13 protein-coding genes are annotated in these 18,208 nt (G+C 61.1%); 8 read left to right on the top strand and 5 right to left on the bottom strand.

Annotated features, from left to right (window positions below; genetic code table 11):
* Nucleotides 1–1,704 (top strand): ABC transporter ATP-binding protein, encoded by a 1,704-nt coding sequence (locus tag ACR0EZ_RS10345; RefSeq protein ID WP_480612697.1) that lies wholly within the window; start codon nt 1–3, stop codon nt 1,702–1,704.
* Nucleotides 1,705–1,767: 63 nt separating this feature from the next.
* Here ACR0EZ_RS10345 and ACR0EZ_RS10340 read toward each other — a convergent pair whose 3' ends face one another.
* The 3 genes from ACR0EZ_RS10340 to ACR0EZ_RS10330 form a co-directional block, all read right to left on the bottom strand.
* Nucleotides 1,768–4,560 carry a bifunctional aconitate hydratase 2/2-methylisocitrate dehydratase gene (locus ACR0EZ_RS10340; RefSeq protein ID WP_480612695.1) on the bottom strand — a complete coding sequence of 931 codons (2,793 nt, stop codon included), beginning with the start codon at nt 4,558–4,560 and terminating at the stop codon, nt 1,768–1,770.
* A 168-nt stretch (nt 4,561–4,728) separates the two neighbouring features.
* Nucleotides 4,729–6,585 (bottom strand): SLC13 family permease, encoded by a 1,857-nt coding sequence (locus tag ACR0EZ_RS10335; protein ID WP_480612765.1) that lies wholly within the window; start codon nt 6,583–6,585, stop codon nt 4,729–4,731.
* Nucleotides 6,586–6,810: 225 nt separating this feature from the next.
* A complete protein-coding gene (locus ACR0EZ_RS10330; RefSeq protein WP_480612763.1) occupies nt 6,811–7,254 on the bottom strand; it encodes a putative molybdenum carrier protein in 444 nt (147 codons plus the stop codon).
* Between the two features lie 203 nt (nt 7,255–7,457).
* Here ACR0EZ_RS10330 and ACR0EZ_RS10325 point away from each other — a divergent pair, with 203 nt between their 5' ends.
* The 5 genes from ACR0EZ_RS10325 to ACR0EZ_RS10305 all read left to right on the top strand — a co-directional run bounded on the left by ACR0EZ_RS10325 (nt 7,458) and on the right by ACR0EZ_RS10305 (nt 15,102).
* The gene (locus tag ACR0EZ_RS10325) at nt 7,458–8,963 is read left to right on the top strand and encodes a class I adenylate-forming enzyme family protein (protein WP_480612693.1); all 1,506 of its coding nucleotides are present in this window, start codon (nt 7,458–7,460) and stop codon (nt 8,961–8,963) included.
* A 117-nt stretch (nt 8,964–9,080) separates the two neighbouring features.
* Nucleotides 9,081–11,141 carry a 3-hydroxyacyl-CoA dehydrogenase NAD-binding domain-containing protein gene (locus ACR0EZ_RS10320; protein WP_480612691.1) on the top strand — a complete coding sequence of 687 codons (2,061 nt, stop codon included), beginning with the start codon at nt 9,081–9,083 and terminating at the stop codon, nt 11,139–11,141.
* Between the two features lie 2 nt (nt 11,142–11,143).
* Nucleotides 11,144–12,331, top strand: coding sequence for an acyl-CoA dehydrogenase family protein (locus ACR0EZ_RS10315; protein ID WP_480612689.1), 1,188 nt, complete (start codon nt 11,144–11,146; stop codon nt 12,329–12,331).
* A 3-nt stretch (nt 12,332–12,334) separates the two neighbouring features.
* Complete coding sequence (locus ACR0EZ_RS10310) at nt 12,335–13,405, top strand: acyl-CoA dehydrogenase family protein (protein WP_480612687.1); 1,071 nt, start codon at nt 12,335–12,337, stop codon at nt 13,403–13,405.
* A gap of 86 nt (nt 13,406–13,491) precedes the next feature.
* Nucleotides 13,492–15,102: a GMC family oxidoreductase gene (locus tag ACR0EZ_RS10305; RefSeq protein WP_480612685.1), complete on the top strand. Its 1,611-nt coding sequence runs from the start codon at nt 13,492–13,494 to the stop codon at nt 15,100–15,102.
* A 364-nt stretch (nt 15,103–15,466) separates the two neighbouring features.
* On the opposite strand, the gene ACR0EZ_RS10300 is transcribed toward ACR0EZ_RS10305, so the two are convergent.
* Nucleotides 15,467–15,598, bottom strand: coding sequence for a hypothetical protein (locus ACR0EZ_RS10300; protein WP_480612684.1), 132 nt, complete (start codon nt 15,596–15,598; stop codon nt 15,467–15,469).
* 515 nt (nt 15,599–16,113) lie between these two features.
* Entirely contained in the window at nt 16,114–16,320 is a 207-nt protein-coding gene (locus tag ACR0EZ_RS10295; RefSeq protein WP_480612682.1) for a hypothetical protein, read from the bottom strand.
* A 197-nt stretch (nt 16,321–16,517) separates the two neighbouring features.
* Between ACR0EZ_RS10295 and ACR0EZ_RS10290 the strand changes: the two genes are divergently transcribed.
* Entirely contained in the window at nt 16,518–16,961 is a 444-nt protein-coding gene (locus tag ACR0EZ_RS10290) for a hypothetical protein (protein ID WP_480612680.1), read from the top strand.
* 112 nt (nt 16,962–17,073) lie between these two features.
* Nucleotides 17,074–18,207, top strand: coding sequence for an LPS export ABC transporter permease LptF (gene lptF, locus ACR0EZ_RS10285; protein WP_480612678.1), 1,134 nt, complete (start codon nt 17,074–17,076; stop codon nt 18,205–18,207).
* The last annotated feature ends 1 nt before the right edge of the window (nt 18,208 follow it).

Raw genomic sequence — 18,208 nt, 5'->3', positions numbered from 1 at the left:
ATGAGCCTTCTTACGATTCAGGACCTCACCGTCGAGTTCCCGACCCGCCGGAAACTGTTCACTGCCGTGGACCATGCCAGCCTCTCGGTCGAGCCGGGCGAGATTCATGGTCTGGTTGGCGAATCCGGGGCCGGGAAATCCACCATCGGCGCGGCTGTTATGGGGCTGCTCGAACGTCCCGGACAGATCGCCAGTGGTCAGATCAAGCTGGGTGGTGATCAGATCAGCGGGCTGGATGCGGATGCGATGCGCGGGCTGCGCGGCAAGAAGATCTCGATGATCTTTCAGGACCCTCTGACCTCATTGAACCCGCTGTTCACAGTACGCGAGCAACTGACCGAAACCATCCTGACCCATCTGGGCGGGTCCGAGGCCGAGGCCAATACCCGCGCGCGCGACCTGATCGACCGCGTCGGCATCCCTGACCCGGACACGCGGCTGGATCAGTATCCGCACCAGTTCTCGGGCGGGATGCGGCAGCGCGTGGTGATTGCGTTGGCGCTGTGCACCGAGCCGGACGTGATCATCGCGGACGAACCGACCACGGCGCTGGACGTATCGGTACAGGCGCAGATTCTGGACCTGATCAAGGAACTGGCCCGCGAACGTCAGGTCGGTGTCATCCTGATCACGCACGATATGGGCGTGATTGCCGATACGACCGACAAGGTGACGGTGATGTATGCGGGCAAGGTGGTCGAATCCGGCCCGACCGCGCAGGTCATGGGCCAGCCCAGCCACGAATACACCAAGTCGCTGATCGCCGCCGTGCCGCGCCCGACGCTGAAACTACACCGTTTCCCGCAGATCAGCTATGGCGGGCGCGAGACGCGATTTGCCATCGAAGACATGGCGCGTCACTGGCCCAAGGTGGACAATGACACCTCAAAGCCGGTGTTCGAGATCCGCAACCTGACCAAGAAGTTCCTGCAAAAACGCGGCCTGCTGCCCTGGGACCGCACCTATTTCACCGCTGTCGACAACGTGAGTTTCGACGTGCAGGCGGGCGAGGTGTTCGGCGTCGTGGGCGAGTCCGGTTCAGGCAAATCCACCGTCGCGCGGATGATCGCCGGGCTTTACCCGGTCGATGGCGGCACGATTACTTTCGGCGGGCAACTGGTCAGCGATCTGGGAAACAAGGCGGTGCAAGAGGAATACCGCAAGAACATCCAGATGATCTTTCAGGACCCCTATTCCTCGCTCAACCCCCGGATGCGCGTGGATGAGATTGTGGCTGAACCGATCCGCCATCACCGTCTGATGCAGGGCGCCGACATCAAGCGCCGGGTGGATGAGTTGCTGGATCAGGTCGGGCTGGGCCACGAGGCCGGGCTGAAATACCCGCATGAGTTTTCGGGCGGTCAGCGGCAGCGCATTTCCATCGCACGGGCGCTGGCTACACAGCCCAGATTCCTGATCTGTGACGAACCGACCAGCGCGCTGGATGTCTCGATTCAGGCGCAGATTCTGAACATCCTCAAGGACCTGCAGGAACATCTGGGCCTGACCATGCTGTTCATCAGCCACGACCTGCCGGTGGTCCGGCAGATGTGCGACCGGGTGGCGGTGATGAAGGCCGGGCAGATGGTCGAGATACAAGAAACTGACGCGCTGTTTGCCAACCCGCAGACGGACTATGCGCGCGAGCTGCTGCGGCTGATGCCCAAGCTTGACGATCTGTCGACCGAAGGTCTGGACGTCTAAAACGAAAAGCCCCGACGGTGAGCGTGACCTCAGCCGCCGGGGCCTTTCTTTCAGGTTAAGCCCTTAGAAATGGGCCGACTGCGTGCCTGCCGGTTTCTGCAGCGGCGGGGCGAACTTGGTCAGGTCGATCCCCTCAACGGCGGTCTTGTATTCCTCGACCGTCGGTGTTCTGCCCAAAATGGCCGAGAGCACCACAACCGGGGTCGAAGCCAGCAGAGACTCGCCTTTCTTCTCGGACGAATCCTCGACCACGCGCCCTTTGAACAGGCGTGTTGAGGTGGCAAGCACGGTGTCGCCTTTGGCCGCCTTTTCCTGGTTGCCCATGCACAGGTTACAGCCGGGGCGTTCCAGATACAGGATATTCTCGTACTCAGTGCGGGCCGCGGTTTTCGGCATGAAATCATCGAACTCGAAGCCCGAGTATTTCTGCAGAACTTCCCAGTCGCCCTCGGCCTTCAGCTCATCGATGATGTTGTAGGTCGGCGCGGCCACGACCAGCGGGGCGTTGAACTCGACACTGCCATTGGCCTTTTCCAGATTCTTCAGCATCTGCGCGACAATCTTCACATCACCCTTGTGAACCATGCAGGAGCCGACGAAGCCAAGATCGACCTTCTTCTCGGCCGCATAGTAGGAAATCGGCCGGATCGTATCGTGGGTGTAGCGCTTGGAGATATCGGCGTTGTTCACATCCGGGTCGGCGATCATCGGCTCGTTGATCTCATCAAGATCGACGACAACCTCGGCGCTGTATTTGGCGTTGGAGTCGGGGGCCAAAGCGGGTTTGTCGCCGGACTTGATCTCGGCAATCCGCCGATCGGCAATGTCGATCAGGCCCTGCAGGGTCTGGTTGTCATTCTCCATGCCCTTTTCGATCATGATCTGGATGCGGCTTTTGGCGATTTCCAGCGATTCAATCAGCGTTTCGTCTTCCGAGATGCAGATCGACGCTTTCGCCTTCATCTCGGCGGTCCAGTCGGTGAAGGTGAACGCCTGATCGGCCAGCAGGGTGCCGATATGCACCTCGATCACGCGGCCCTGAAAGACGTTTTCGCCGAATTGCTTCAGCATCTGTGCCTGCGTTGCGTGGACCACATCGCGGAAATCCATGTGGTCGGCCATGGTGCCCTTGAAGGTCACTTTCACCGATTCCGGGATCGGCATCGTTGCCTCACCGGTTGCAAGCGCCAGAGCCACGGTGCCCGAGTCCGCCCCGAAGGCCACGCCTTTCGACATCCGCGTATGCGAGTCGCCGCCGATGATGACGGCCCAGTCATCCACCGTGATGTCGTTCAGCACCTTGTGGATCACGTCCGTCATCGAATGATAGACGCCCTTGGGGTCGCGCGCGGTGATCAGGCCGAACTTGTGCATGAAGCTCATGAGTTTCGGGATGTTCGCCCGCGCCTTCGCGTCCCAGACCGATGCCGTGTGACAGCCCGACTGATACGCGCCATCAACAGTCGGAGAGATGACCGTGGCGGCCATCGCTTCCAGTTCCTGCGAGGTCATCAGGCCGGTCGTGTCCTGCGAGCCCACGATATTGACCTTGACCCGCACATCGGAACCCGCGTGCAGAACCGCACCATCAGTGACGCCAACGGCGTTTTTGTTGAAGATTTTCTCGACCGCCGTCAGGCCCTGATCCTGGTGCGAAACCTCTCGGGCCGGTGCAAAGGCCGATTTCAGTTCCACGCCCAGCGTTTCGGCCGCAAATGCCTGCAGCTTTTTGCCGAAGACAATCGCATAAGACCCGCCGGCCTTTATGAACTCGACCTGCTGCGGCGTGAACGCCGAGGAGACATCCACAAGCTCTTCGTCACCGGCTTCGTTGCACAGTGTCTTGTCCTTGGTGTTGATGGTCAGAATGGTCCCGGTCTCGACCGTGTATTTCTGCTCAAGGACCGGATTGTCGTCATTGTTCAGGATCGGGTTGCCCTCGGAATCCACCTTTTTGACCCAGTTCTTCAGGTCGATCCCGATGCCGCCGGTCACGCCCACGGTGGTCTGGAAGATCGGAGAGATCCCGTTGGTGCCCGCCACGATCGGCGCGATATTGACGAAGGGCACATAGGGGCTGGCCTGCTTACCGGCCCAGAGCGCCACGTTGTTCACCCCCGACATTCGCGATGAGCCGACGCCCATCGTGCCCTTTTCGGCGATCAGCATCACGCGCTTGTCCGGATGCTGCAGCTTGAGCGCTTGGATTTCCTGCTGCGCCTTCTCCGAAATGAAGCACTTGCCATGCAGTTCCCGGTCGGACCGCGAATGCGCCTGACCGCCCGGCGACAGCAGATCGGTCGAGATATCGCCTTCGGCGGCGACATAGGTCACAACCTTGATCTCTTCGTCCACATCCGGAAGCTTGGTGAAGAATTCTGCCTTGGAATAGCTGTCCAGCACGTCCTTCGCCACCGGGTTCCCGTCGGCATAGGCCGCCTTGAGCCGGTCTGTGTCGGCATCATACAGGAACACCTGCGTTTTCAGAACCTCGGCGGCCTGTTCGGCGATGGCCAGATCGTCGCCCAGGGCCAGATCCAGCAGAACCTCGACCGAGGGGCCGCCTTTCATGTGTGACAGCAGCTCAAACGCAAAAGCGGGCGTGATCTCGGCAACTTGGGCGTCGCCCAATGCGATCTCTTTCAGAAACTGCGCCTTTTCACCTGCGGCGCTGGTTGTGCCGGGCAGGGTGTTGTAGATGAAATGCTTCAGCGAGTCCGCCCGGTGCGCTTTCCCGGTGTCCTTGATCTGCGCGATGATCTCTTTCACCAGCGCGCCGTCATCGATGGGCTTGGGGTGCAGCCCCTGTTCCTTGCGGGTTTCGATCTCGGTTAAGTAGTCTGTATAATGGCTCATGGCTATCCCGACGTGTAAGCGTTGAATCAGGCGAGAGCGCCGGGCGCAAAGGGGGTTCGCGGGTCCGGCCAAACTCATTGTATGCGGCGGTATACTAATTTTCTGCAGGTTGCAATACACCCGGCAGTGGCATGTTGCCCCATCTGGATATGTGGGGACCGGGGCGGTTCAGTAAATCAGGTTCAGGGTCAGCAGAGAGACGATCAGGAACACAATGGTCATCACCCCGCCCGAGCGGACAAAGTCCATCACCTTGTACCCCGCCGGGCCCATGATCAGCGCATTCACCTGATGCGTCGGGATGATGAAACTGTTCGAGGTCGAGATCGCGACAGTCAGCGCAAACACCGCCGGGTTGCCCCCGGCGGCAACCGCGATGGACACCGCAAGCGGCACCAGCAGAACGGTGGCCCCGACATTCGACATCACCAGCGAAAACGCGGTGGCCAGAATGGCGACACCGGCCTGAAGCGACCAGATCGGCCAGCCATCCAGAATGACCATGATCTGCTGCGCAATCCACGCCGCGGTGCCGGTGTTCTGAACCGCTTGCCCTAACGGGATCAGGCAGGCCAGCAGGAACACGGTATTCCATCCAACGGCGCGATACGCCTCGTCCACGCTCAGCACGCGGGTCAGCATCATGCCCGCAGCGCCGGTCAGCAGGCACAGTGACAGCCGGACATCGGTGAACAGGATCAGCGACAGGGAGATGGCGAAAAAGGCCAGCGCCCAGCCGACTTTCTGCGGCCGCAACTCATCCTGCGGGAAATCTGTCGTGACCACCACGAAATCCGGGTCGCGCTTGATCCGCATCAGGTTGTCCCATCGCGTATGGGCGACCAGCATGTCGCCCGCGTGAAACTTCTCGAGCCCGATCTGGGTGGAGTGGTGGTCTTCGGTCTCGACATGGCTCAGCGTTTCCTCGCCCCGGTGAATGGCCAGCAGCGACATGCCATAGGTTTTGCGAAACAGCAGCTCGCGCGGGCATTTTCCGATCAGCTTGCTGTCGGGGGTGACCACGACCTCGGCAATACCGGCATTGGTGGGCGCAAACTCTTCGACGAAGATATCCAGGTCCGGCAGGACGGTCAGGCCGAATTTCTTGGCAAACTCCTCGACCACCCAACGGCGGCCGATGATGGCCAGGCGGCAGGGGGCGGCGATTTCCGCCGTCAGAACCTGAACCATCGAGGTTTTGCCGCGATAGAAGGTCGAGATGATGTACAAGTGGTTTTCATGGTTGATATCCGCCAGAACCTGACCCACCAGTGGGCTGTCGGCGGGTACGACGACCTCGAACACATCCGCGTTCAACCCGTAGACCCGTTGCAGGTATTCCTGCGTGCCCTGACCGGTGCCGGTATTGTCTGTCCCGTCATCGCCCGGTAGAACCCAGCGGCCCAGCAGCAGGAAATACGCGATCCCCGACAGGATCAGCACAACGCCGATCGGGGTGACAGCAAACAGCCCGAAGGGTTTCATTTTCTGGCCGTCGGGCAGCCCGTCATTTGCCGTCTGGATCAGGTCATTCAGCAGGATCAGCGGCGAGGACCCGACCATGGTCATCGTCCCGCCCAGAATGGCGCAGAAGCCCATCGGCATCAGCAGCCGAGACAGCGGTATGCCCGAGCGCGACGAAATCCGGCTGACGACCGGCAGGAACAGGGCCGCGGCCCCGACATTCTGCATGAAGGATGAAATCACGCCCACGGTTCCCGATATGATGGGCAGAACCCGGCTTTCGGACGTGCCGCCATATTTGAGGATAACTGCCGCCACCTTGTTCATGATGCCGGTCTTGTCCAGACCCGCACCCACGATCATGACCGCGATGATCGAGATCACCGCGTTCGAGGCAAACCCGTCGAACAGATGCGGCACGTCGGCAAGGTTTTCCAGCCCAGGTGCGTAACTGAGCAGACCGATGAGCACCAGAACCAGAATGGCAGAGAGGTCAATTCTGACGATTTCGGACACGAACAGGAAGACGGTAAAGGCCAACAGCGCGCAAACCACACCCATCTCGAACGTAAAGGTCACGTATTCCACTAAATTCACCGGGACTTAAAGCTTGGATTAAAAGAAACAATTAGACTATCGCGTTTGGATTGTCATGAAGTTTCGTTTTTGCCTGTCTGCGCGAAACATAATTTCCCTTTGGCGCAAGAGCCAGTTTCGCGCGCGCCCTGTACTATGAACCGTGTTTGCCGGGACCGCAGAAAGGCGACCCTAAGGATTGTTCTCGGCTCAGCCCAGTGACAGGCGCAGAATGTCTGCCACCCGTTCTCCGATCTGCGAAGCCTCGGAGCTTCGGGGGCCCGCGATATTCAGCGCCGCAATGGGGTGAGAGTCCAACCATGCACGTATCTGTCGGGCGCAGGTCTCTGCCCCCTCCCGAACATCGACGATCAGACAGGGCTTTCCGGTCTCTTCCGCGAATTCCACCGTCAGTTGGGTGCCGGGGCTCGGCGATCCGTCTGAAAAGACCAGCAGCGCATCGCAGGATTGGACATTGAGCCGTGTACGCTCGCTGACATCCTCGGACTGTGTTTCAACCAGACCGCTGAAATGATCGGGGATTCGGCCCGCCTCATTCATGCGGCCCCTGGGCACCCAACCGCCATAGGGGATGCCGTTCTGGCGCGCAAATTGCAGCGCCGCCAGATCAACCCCGGTTTGTCCGCCCGTCATTATCTTCACGTCGCCTGCGCAGCTCCCTTTTGATGATCGGAAATCATCGGTTCTGCATCATAGCAGACCACAGTCCGAATTTCTCGCTCGCCCGCCTGTGCGAGTGGTCAACGGCAAAGCGCCGCAATGCGGACCACTTGAGCGTATAGTGATTTGCTTTAGCATGCCCGCTGAACCGGCTGATTGCGCTCAGGGGGAAGGCGGTGCACCGAATTCACCAGTTGATCGAGGGCAAGGCAGCCTCGGATCTGGCTGTCATCGACCATGACGGCGCGCGCCTCAGCTATGGGAATCTGTCGGATGCAGCGCGTGCGGCGCAGGCTTTGCTTGGGGCCCATGGCGTGCGTCCGGGGGACCGGGTGGTGGTGTTGGCCGAGAATTGCGCGACCTATGCGATGGTCATTCTGGCGCTGAGCCTGCTGGATGCCTGGATCGTCCCCCTCAACGCCCGCGCGACCGAGCACGAGGCGGACACCCTGATCGCCCATTGCAGCGCGCGCTGTGTGATCTGTACTTCGGATGTCTCGGATTCGGCAAGGGCCCATGCCGCGCGGTTGGCTGCGACCGAGATCGGGCGATTACCCTGCGGCGCACTGGTGGCCTCGCCCGTCCGCGAGGCTGAGGTTGAGCCGGTCGAACACGGGGCCGGGCAGGTGGCGGCGGTGCTTTACACCTCGGGTACAAGCGGAACACCCAAAGGGGTGATGCTGACGCATGACAACCTGTTATGTGCGGCCAATGCCTCGATGAAGCGGCGACAGGCGACGGCGGCGGATCAGGCCCTGGCTGTATTGCCCGGCACGCATGTCTTCGGGTTCTCCTCGATCATCCTCACGACCTTTCTGGCCGGGTGCAGCCTGCGCTTTCAGCCCCGGTTCGACCCGGCCCTTGTGATCGACGCGCTGCAGAACGGCGCCACGATGCTGTCCGGCGTGCCGCAGATGTTTGCGCTGATCCTGACGCATTGCAAAGACAACGGCATCGACCGGATTGAGACCCGTCTGCGCTATATGTCCTCGGGCGGGTCGCCGCTTGATCCAAGCTGGAAACGCCGGGTCGAGCAGATCTTTGGCCTGCCCATTCACAATGGCTATGGCCTGACCGAAGGATCGCCGGGGATTGCCACCACCGAGGTTGAAAACCCTCCGCAGGACGATTGTGTCGGTCCCCCACTGCCCGGGATCGAGGTTCGGCTGGACCGCCCCGGCGCGGATGGTGTCGGCGAATTGCTGGCGCGCGGTCGGAACATCATGAAGGGCTATTACCGGAACCCCGAAGCCACCGCCGAAGTTTTCACGGCGGATGGCTTCCTGCGCACCGGCGATCTGGCGCGGATCGAAGCGGACGGGCGCATCTATATCGTGGGGCGCTGCAAAGAGGTCATCATCCATTCCGGTTTCAACGTCTACCCGCCCGAAGTCGAGGCCGCGCTGAACGCCCACCCATCGGTCACGCAGGCCGCCGTGGTTGGCCGCGCCCGCGACGGGAATGAAGACGTACTGGCCTTTGTGACCCTGCGCGCCCCGGCGACGGCGACGGAGTTGAACGCGCATCTGGGTCACGCACTGGTGGGTTACAAAATCCCCCATCACATCGTGATTGCCGAGCAATTGCCCGAGGCGGCAACCGGGAAAATCCTGAAACACCAGCTGGTCGAAGCTTTCGCGGAGGAACTGGCGCAACTGGATCAAAAGGTTCAGAGTGCTTGATGCGTACATCTATGACGGGCTGCGCAGCCCCTTTGGCCGTCACGCCGGGGCTTTGGGGGCGGTGGAAACGCTCAGGCTGAGCCTTGGGCATATGTGATTGATAAACAGGAGAACTTTATGACCGCGGTTGAAATTCGCAAAGAAGGCGCGGTGGCGCTGGTCAAAATCGACAACCCGCCGGTCAACGCGGCAGGCTATGACGTGCGGATCGGGCTGGTGAACGCGGTGCGTGACTTGGCCGGGGATGATGCGGTCAAGGTCATCGCGCTTTATGCGGCGGGGCGGACCTTTGTGGCCGGGGCCGATATTCGCGAATTCGGCCAGCCGCCGAAACAACCGATCCTGCCCGAAGTGTGCGAGGTCCTTGAAGCCAGCGCCAAGCCCATCGTCTGCGTTCTGCACGGCACAACCTTGGGCGGCGGTCTGGAAATCGCCTTAAGCTGTCAGGCGCGGGTCGGGATCAAGGGGCTGAAACTGGGCCTGCCCGAAGTCAATCTGGGCCTGCTGCCCGGCGCGGGCGGCACCCAGCGTCTGCCGCGTCTGGTCGATGGGACCACCGCGTTGACCATGATCACCTCGGGCAAACCGATCCCGGCTGAGGCGGCGCTGCAGGCCGGTCTGCTGGATGACCTGCAGGATGGCGACCCCGAGGCGGTTGCTCTGGCCGCCGGTCAGCAGGTGCTGGACGGCACGCTGAAACCCCGCGTGACGGCTGAACTGAGCAACCGCATCACCGCTGACGAACTGGCCGCGTTTCGCGCCAAGGCCAGGGGTGAGGTCACCGACCGCGCGCTGAAAGCGGCAGAGGCAAGCAACCTGCCGCTGGCCGAGGGGCTAAAGGCGGAACGCGCCCTGTTCATGGAAGCCATGGGCAGCAACGCCCATAAGGGCCTGAAACACGCCTTTTTCGCCGAACGCGCCGTGGCGCATATCCCCGAGGCAGGGGCCGAGGCGCGCGATCTGACCTCGGGCGGGGTGATTGGCGGCGGCACCATGGGCTCGGGCATCGCCACCGCGATGCTGCTGGCCGGGATGCCCGTCACCCTGATCGAGATGGAAGAGGACCGCGTTGCCTTTGCCCGCGACACGATCACCAAAAACCTCGACGGTGCGGTGAAGCGCGGCAAGCTGTCCGAGGCGCAGCGCGATGCGGCGCTGGGCACGCTCACCTGCACCACCGATATGGCAGCGCTGGGGGAAGCGGATGTGGTGATCGAGGCGGTGTTCGAATCCATGGACGTCAAGCGGCAGGTCTTCGGCGCGCTGGATCAGGTCTGCAAACCGGGGGCTATTCTGGCGACCAACACCTCGTATCTGGACGTGAACGAGATCGCCGCGACCACCTCGCGCCCGCAGGATGTGATCGGGTTGCATTTCTTCTCGCCCGCCCATGTGATGCGCCTGCTCGAGGTCGTGGTGGGCAAGCAGACCGCCCCCGAAATCGTCGCTACCAGCTTCAGACTGGCAAAAAAACTGCGCAAGATCGCCGTGCGGTCCGAGGTCTGCGACGGGTTCATCGGCAACCGCATTCTGGCGCATTACCGCAAATCTTCGGCCTATATGCAGCTGGACGGCGCGCCGTTCGAACAGATCGACCAAGCGCTCGAGGCGTTTGGTTTTGCCATGGGCCCCTTCGCGGTTTCCGATCTGGCCGGGCAGGATATCGGCTGGGCCACGCGCAAGCGTCAGGCCGCGCTCCGCCCGGCCGAGGAACGCTATGTCGAGATCGCCGACCGTATCTGCGAACAGGGCTGGTTCGGGCGCAAGACCGGGAAAGGCTTCTATATATACGACGGCAAGTCCCGCAGCGTGAACCCTGCGGTGGCCGACTATGCGCAGGCGGAACGCGAGGCCAAAGGCATCACCGCCCGCAGCTTCACCGATCAGCAGATCGTCGACCGCTACATGGCCGCGATGGTGTCCGAGGCGGCGCGGGTGGTCGAAGAAAAGATCGCCCTGCGCCCGATCGATGTGGATGCGGTGTTCCTGTTCGGCTACGGCTTCCCCCGTCACTGGGGCGGCCCGCTGCAATATGCCGATATCACCGGGCTGGATGTTCTGGTCCGCCGGATCGAACAATACGCGCGGGAAGATCCCCATTACTGGCAGGTTCCCGCCCTGCTGCGCGAACTGGCCGAGGCGGGCAAGTCCTTTGACGATCTGAACAAGGGAGGCTGAGGATGGACCTGCGTTTCACTCGGGAAGAAGAGGCATTCCGCGCCGAAGTGCGCGCCTTTCTGGCCGAGAATCTGCCGGAAGACCTCGCCCGCAAAGGCCGCAATTCCGAGCCGCTGACAAAAGCCGAGATGGAGGGCTGGCACGCAAAGCTGAACGCGCGGGGCTGGCTGGCCGTGACATGGCCGGTTGAATATGGCGGCACCGGATGGGGCGCGGTCGAGCGGCACATCTTCGAAGAAGAATGTGCGCTGGCCAACGCGCCGCGCATCGTGCCCTTTGGTCTGAACATGCTGGGTCCGGTGCTGATCAAGTTCGGGTCCGACGCCCAAAAGGCCGATATTCTGCCGCGCATTCTGGATGGCTCGGACTGGTGGTGCCAAGGCTATTCGGAACCCGGCGCGGGGTCGGATCTGGCCAGCCTGAAAACCCGCGCGGTGCGGGACGGCGACGACTACGTGATCAACGGCCAGAAAACCTGGACCACATTGGGGCAATACGCCAACCGGATTTTCTGTCTGGTGCGCACCTCGACCGAGGGCAAGCCGCAGGAAGGCATCAGTTTCGTTCTGGTCGACATGGACGCGCCGGGCGTCGAGTTGCGTCCGATCAGGCTGCTGGAGGGCGGGCATGAGGTGAATGAGGTGTTTTTTACCGATGTCCGCGTCCCCGTGACCAATCTGGTGGGCGTGGAAAACAAGGGCTGGACCATCGCCAAATACCTGCTGACCCATGAACGCACCAATATCGCGGGCGTGGGCTTTTCGGCGCGCGATCTGGAAAAACTCAAAACCCTGTCGCAGCGGCTACTCCGGGGCGGCAAACCATTGGCGCAGGACCCGCTGTTTGCTGCGGAACTCGCCGAGGTTGAGATTGACCTTGAGGCGCTGCGTGTGATGAACCTGCGCATGTTGTCGGCGGCCCGCGAAGGCGCTGCCTCCGGGGTGCAAAGCTCGATGCTGAAAATCAAGGGCACGGTGATCCGGCAGCGGATTTTGGCGTTGACCCGTTCGGCTCTCGGGGCGGCGGCGACCCCGTTTCCCGCCGAAGACCTGCCCGAAAATGCGCTGACCGTACCGGAAGAGGCTGCGCGGTCCGCCGCCACCTATTTCAACCATCGCAAGCTGTCGATCTTTGGCGGATCGAATGAGATTCAGCGCAACATCATCGCCAAAGACCTGTTCGGGGGCTGACCGATGGATTTCACCCTGACCGAAGACCGCCAGATGCTGTCGGACACCCTGCGGCGCTATCTGGCGGAGCAATATGGTTTCGAGACCCGCAATGGCGTGATCGGCACCTCCCCCTATCATTCGCCTGCCAAATGGGCTGAATTGTCTGACCTCGGCCTGATCGGGGCCTTCCTGTCCGAACGGCAGGGCGGGTTCGGAGGCGCAGGTTTCGACATCACCACCGTGTTTCAGGAACTGGGCCGGGGGCTTTGCCCTGAACCGATGCTTGCGGCGCTGATGAGTGTCCGCGCCGCTGCCGATTGCGGTGCGGATGAACTGGTTGAACAGATGATTGCGGGTACAAAACGCCTGCCGCTGGCCGTGTTCGAGCCGGAGGCAGAAAGCCTGCCGCTGATCCGCGCCAGCGCCGACCGGTCCGGGGATGGCTGGGTTCTGAACGGCCGCAAATCGGTGGTCTACGGCCTGCCCGGTGCCGATGGCGCGCTGGTCGCCGCGCGTTCCGGCGCTGGCATAGGCCTGTTTCTGGTCGAAAGGCCCGAGACCATCGACTATGCCATGATCGACGGCGGAGGTGCGGGCGACTTGATCCTCGACGCCACCCCGGCGACCTGCCTGAACGAGAATGCCGGTGACATCATCGAAGCGGCGCTGGATGCGGGCCGTCTGGCGCTTTGTGCCGAGGCGGTGGGCGTGATGGAGGTATTGGTCGACATGACGGTCGATTACCTCAAACAACGCAGGCAGTTTGGCCGCCCCATCGCAAGCTTTCAGGCGCTGCAGCACCGAATGGTGGATATGGCGATCGAGCTTGAACAATGCCGGTCGATCACCATTCTGGCGGCCAGCAAACTGGACACGGATGAGGCCGGAACGTATATCGCCATGGCCAAGAACCTGATCGGGCGCGCGGGGACGCTGATCGCCGAGGAGAGCATCCAGCTTCATGGCGGAATCGGTATGACGTGGGAGTATCCCGCATCGCACTATGCCAAACGTCTGGTGATGATCGACCACCAGCTGGGCGACCGCTATGCGCAGTTGCAACGTGTGATGGCCGCCGGTCCGCACAGCTGAGACACGCAGCGGCACAGGATTGCCGCAACGGCACGATTGAAGCAGAGACAAAGCCCCGGCACGGTATCCGCTGTGGAAGGGACCAAATGATTTTCGACTATGTGATCGTTGGGGGCGGCTCGGCTGGCTGTGTGCTGGCGCGCCGTCTGACCGAAGCCCCCAATGTCAGTGTCTGCCTGCTGGAAGCGGGCGGCGGCGGCAACGGGCTGCTTGTTCGCATGATGCTGGGCGGGGCTCTTATGATCCAGAACAGGCCGGTTCAGATCAACAACTGGTGCATGGTGTCTGTGCCGCAGCCGGGCCTGAACGGGCGCACGATCTATCAGCCGCGCGGCAAGGCGCTGGGCGGGTCCAGCGCGATCAATGCCGCGCTCTATGTGCGCGGTCAGCGGCAGGATTACGACGATTGGGCCAATCTGGGCAATGAGGGCTGGGATTGGGGCAGCCTGCTGCCCTATTTCAAAAAGTCCGAAAACAACCAGCGCGGTGGCGATGCCGACCATGGCGCTGATGGCCCGCTGCAGGTGTCGGACCAGCAGGACCCGCGCGAAATATCCCATGCCTTTGTCGAGGCCGCCACCCGCCTGCAACACCGCCGCACCGACGATTTCAATCGCGGCGATCAGGAGGGCGTGGGCCTCTATCAGGTGACGCAGTTCCACGACCGGAACAAGAATGGCGAGCGCTGCTCGGCTGCTGCAGCCTATCTGTTCCCGGTGATGGCGCGTCCGAACTTGACGGTGATCACCCGCGCCTTGGTGAAACGCATACTGACCGAGGGCAAGCGGGCGACCGGCGTGCTGTACCAGCACAAGGGCAGGGATGTTCAGGTCAAGGCCCGGCGCGAGGTGCTGCTGAGCGCGGGCGCGCTGAAATCACCGCAAATCCTGCAGCTTTCGGGCATCGGCAGCGGCGAGGATCTGGCGCGACTGGGCATCGACGTGGTGCAGGACCTGCCGGGCGTGGGCCGGAACCTGCAGGACCATCTGGACTTCTCGCTGTCCTTCCGCAGTACATACCGGGACAATCTGGGCCTTAGCGCCTGGGGCGGGTTGAACCTGATGCGCCACTTCTGGCGCTGGGGCCGGGATGGCAAGTCGATGGCGGCCTCGCCCGTGGCCGAAGCCGGTGCTTTCCTGAAAACCTCCTCGGATCTGGACCGCCCGGATATTCAACTGCATTTCATGATGACCATCGTCGAGGACCATTTGCGCAAGCTCTATTGGGGGCACGGCTATAGTTGCCACATATGCAAGCTGCGCCCCGACAGCCGGGGGCGCGTGTTCCTGCACAGCGCCGATCCCTTTGCGATGCCGGGGATCGATCCCGGTTTCCTGAGCGATCCGCGCGATCTTGAGACCTTGATCAAGGGCGTGAAGATCACCCGCGAGATTATGAAGGCCCCGCCGCTGGTCGATTACGAACTGTCCGAGATGCACGGCACCGTTGCCGTCAAAACGGACGCTGACTGGGAAAAGCACATACGTGCCCGGGCAGATACGATCTATCACCCGGTGGGATCGTGTAAAATGGGCGTGGATGAGATGGCCGTGGTCGATCCGCAACTGCGTGTGCGCGGGATCGAGGGGTTGCGCGTGGTCGATGCCTCGATCATGCCGAACCTGATTTCGGGCAACACCAACGCGCCGACAATGGCGATTGCCGAAAAGGCCGCCGATCTCATCCGGTCGGCGTGATGGCATTGATCCGTTAGAAAAAATAAGGGGCTGGCCGAGGGGGGGTATGGGCGCCAGCCCCTTTCTAGTTGAACCGGTTCGCAGGATGAACCGTCTGGTTTTTATGGGAAAATCAAATCAGACACCCGGTTTCAAGTTCGGCATGCAAGCCGCGCCTACCGTAAGGCGCTGGGGCTCAGCTTGCCTGCCCAGGCGCATGCATAATCCTCGAAATGTTCTGACCTTTTTTGACACAAGGCCGCCAGGGCGCAGGCGGCCCACATGGCAGCGACATATTCGGCCTCGTTCCGCTGCAAGCGGTTTGCATTCAGAACGGCCGTGTTCGCAGTCGATGGCTCGTGCACAGGTTTCCGTGTCCTTTCCGTCAGGCGACAATAAAGGTTGCAAGGAACCCGATCAGGATTGCGGTCGATGCCACTGAGAAATTCAGAAAATAGTCCAGCATTTTATCGTCCTCTCCCGTTCGTGCAGCGATGATCGCGAGACCATCACCCATACGACTGTCTGCTAGTTTGCAACAATCCAGTTGAATGCAGGGGAAACGTTTCGTTAACCTTCTGTTAATAATTCTCTATTTGCGAAGCTATTGCGTCGTGGCCGGATACATTGCCCCAAAAGCGCCTTGGTTCATCTGATTCCGGTTTGACCCGGCCTGCGTTCAACAGGCCGCCGATCCGCACAGGATATCATCGGCCCCAGAGGCCGCACCCCCCTCAGAAATAGCGAGTGTACACCGGCCCGGAATCGCGGTGGATTGGCGCAACACAGCTGCCAGCAACGTTACCGCCTGTCGCATCGCCTCTGAATGTGATGGGTGGGGTGAGGGGCTGGGTGAGGGGGTCTCGGCCAGCCCCTCATCTTAGGGGGTTACGGATTGTGTAAAGTGGTCCGTTGCCCGATGGATAGCAGCGGATTCGCCTCTGCGATATTGGGGGTTTCCCGTACATCTTTCGGATTGCGCACGCATTGGCAGCCGGCCAGCCCCTGTGGGGCCGGCCCCGGTGCAAAATCTCAGCCCTGAAAGTAGTGCCGGTACAGAACTTCCTGCATGTCGGATCGGCTGTGGCCAAGCTTTGCCAGCACTTTGTCCGACATCATGTCTACCTCGCGCTGCTTTCTTTTGTATTCCGCCGTTTTCTCGCGCCGCGCCCTTCTTTTCGCCGTTGAGAAGAAGCGCGATAAGTAACCGTTTTCGGTATTTGTATCTGCATAGGCCATCCCGGTATCCTCCTGTTTTCGTGACTGGCTGGGTTCAAGGCAGATATCGAGATTGGTGCTGAACCCCGCATGGCCTGCGGGTTAACCTTTTTTCAGCAAGCCGCGCTGGTCCGGGCCCGCATTTCGCTTTCCCGACTTAACCGCGTATCCTGTGGTCATTGGTTTCAATGAATTTTGACAGGGGCGGAGGGCGAACAATGCGGATTTTATTCAAACAGGGGCTGGTGATCTTCTGGCTCTTCTGGTGGGTCTTTGCCTTTCTGACGGACTTCATCGGCGGGCTGGAATTGCTGGGCCTGACATCGACCCCCTGGTTTGACGGCCAAAATTACCCGTTCTTGGTCAAGACGTTGGAACAGTTCGGCTCGACCACAGCGGTCAATGTCATCCTGTTTGTCGGAATTATTCTGTGGGCCTTGTTGTCCACGCTTCTGTTCGTCTTTGCCGCCATTACGCCTTATAGGCAGAAAGACAAATGGCTTCGCCGGGTCGATATCGCCTTTATCGTTTCGCTCGGCCTGTGGCTTGCGTTCTTTCTGGCGGATCAGACGGTGATGAATTTTGACCTTGAGGAGAACCATATGGTGCAGGGCGGGTTTCAACTGTTGTGTTATCTGACCATTCATTTGCTGCCGGACTGAGCCGGGATCCCGCAATCGTCAATGGAAAACGCCTGCCGCCGACCAATCGCGGTTTCCACGGCCAGACGAATGGATTACTGTCGGCGCGAACGGATCACAGGGACGGAGCCTCATGTCGCGCTTTGATGGATATTTCCTGCGGCAATTGCTGATTCTGTTCGGCTTTTTCACCCTGGTCCTTGTCGGGGTGTTCTGGATCACCCGCTCGGTCAGCCTGTTTGATCGCGTGATCAGCGGCGGGCAGTCCGCGATGGTATTTCTGGAATTTACCGCCCTGACCCTGCCGACGCTGGTGCGCACCGTCATGCCGATGGCGGTGTTTGCAGCTGCCGTTTACGCCACCAACCGCCTGAGCCGCGAAAGCGAGTTGACCGTGATGCTGGCCACCGGGTCCAGCCCGTGGCGTCTGGCGCGGGCCATCGTGCTGTTCGGTGTGGTGACCGGTCTGATGATGGCCATCATCAGTGTGTTTCTGCGCCCGGCCTCGGTAGAACAGCTTGAGGTACGGCAGGCCGAGGTCGCAGGCGATGTGACGGCGCAGCTTTTGAACGAGGGCGAATTCCTGCATCCGGTCGAGGGCGTGACCGTCTATATCGGGCGGATCGAGCTGGATGGTACCTTGCACGAGGTCTTTGTTTCGGACCGGCGCGATACGGAAAATGCCGTCAGTTATTCCAGCGCGACGGCCTATCTGGTCAACAACGACACCGGCATCCATCTGGTGATGGTGGACGGAATTGCCCTGCGGCTGGACAAACAGGGCAGAACCCTGTCGTCGACCCTGTTTCAGGACGCCTCGTACGACATTTCGGAACTGACCAATACCACCAGCATGGGCCGCCGCAGTCTTGAGGCGATACCGACGCTGGAATTGCTTCAGGACCGCGCCGCCGTCGCCGCGGCGGACGGGCATAGCGAGGGGCAGCTGGTCGAAGAACTGCATCAAAGGTTTTCCTGGATCGCCATCTGCATCGCCGTCGCTTTGGCAGGGTACTCGACCCTGATGCTGGGCAGCTTTTCGCGGTTCGGGCTGTGGCCGCAGATATTGGCGGCGTTCACAATTCTTGTGCTGCTGGAAGGTGTGCGGGGGTTTGTGTCGCCTGTCGTGATTGGCGATCCCAGGCTGTGGGGGCTTTTGTATCTTCCGGCGGTCATGGGCGTTCTGATATCCTGCTTGTTTCTGGTGGTCGCCGGGCGCCCGCTGTTGCCAGCAAGGCGGCGGGCCGAGGCCGTATCGTCGGCCTGAC

The organism is Ruegeria sp. AK4 (assembly GCF_056541025.1).
This window is presented reverse-complemented; position numbering and strand designations above follow the sequence as displayed.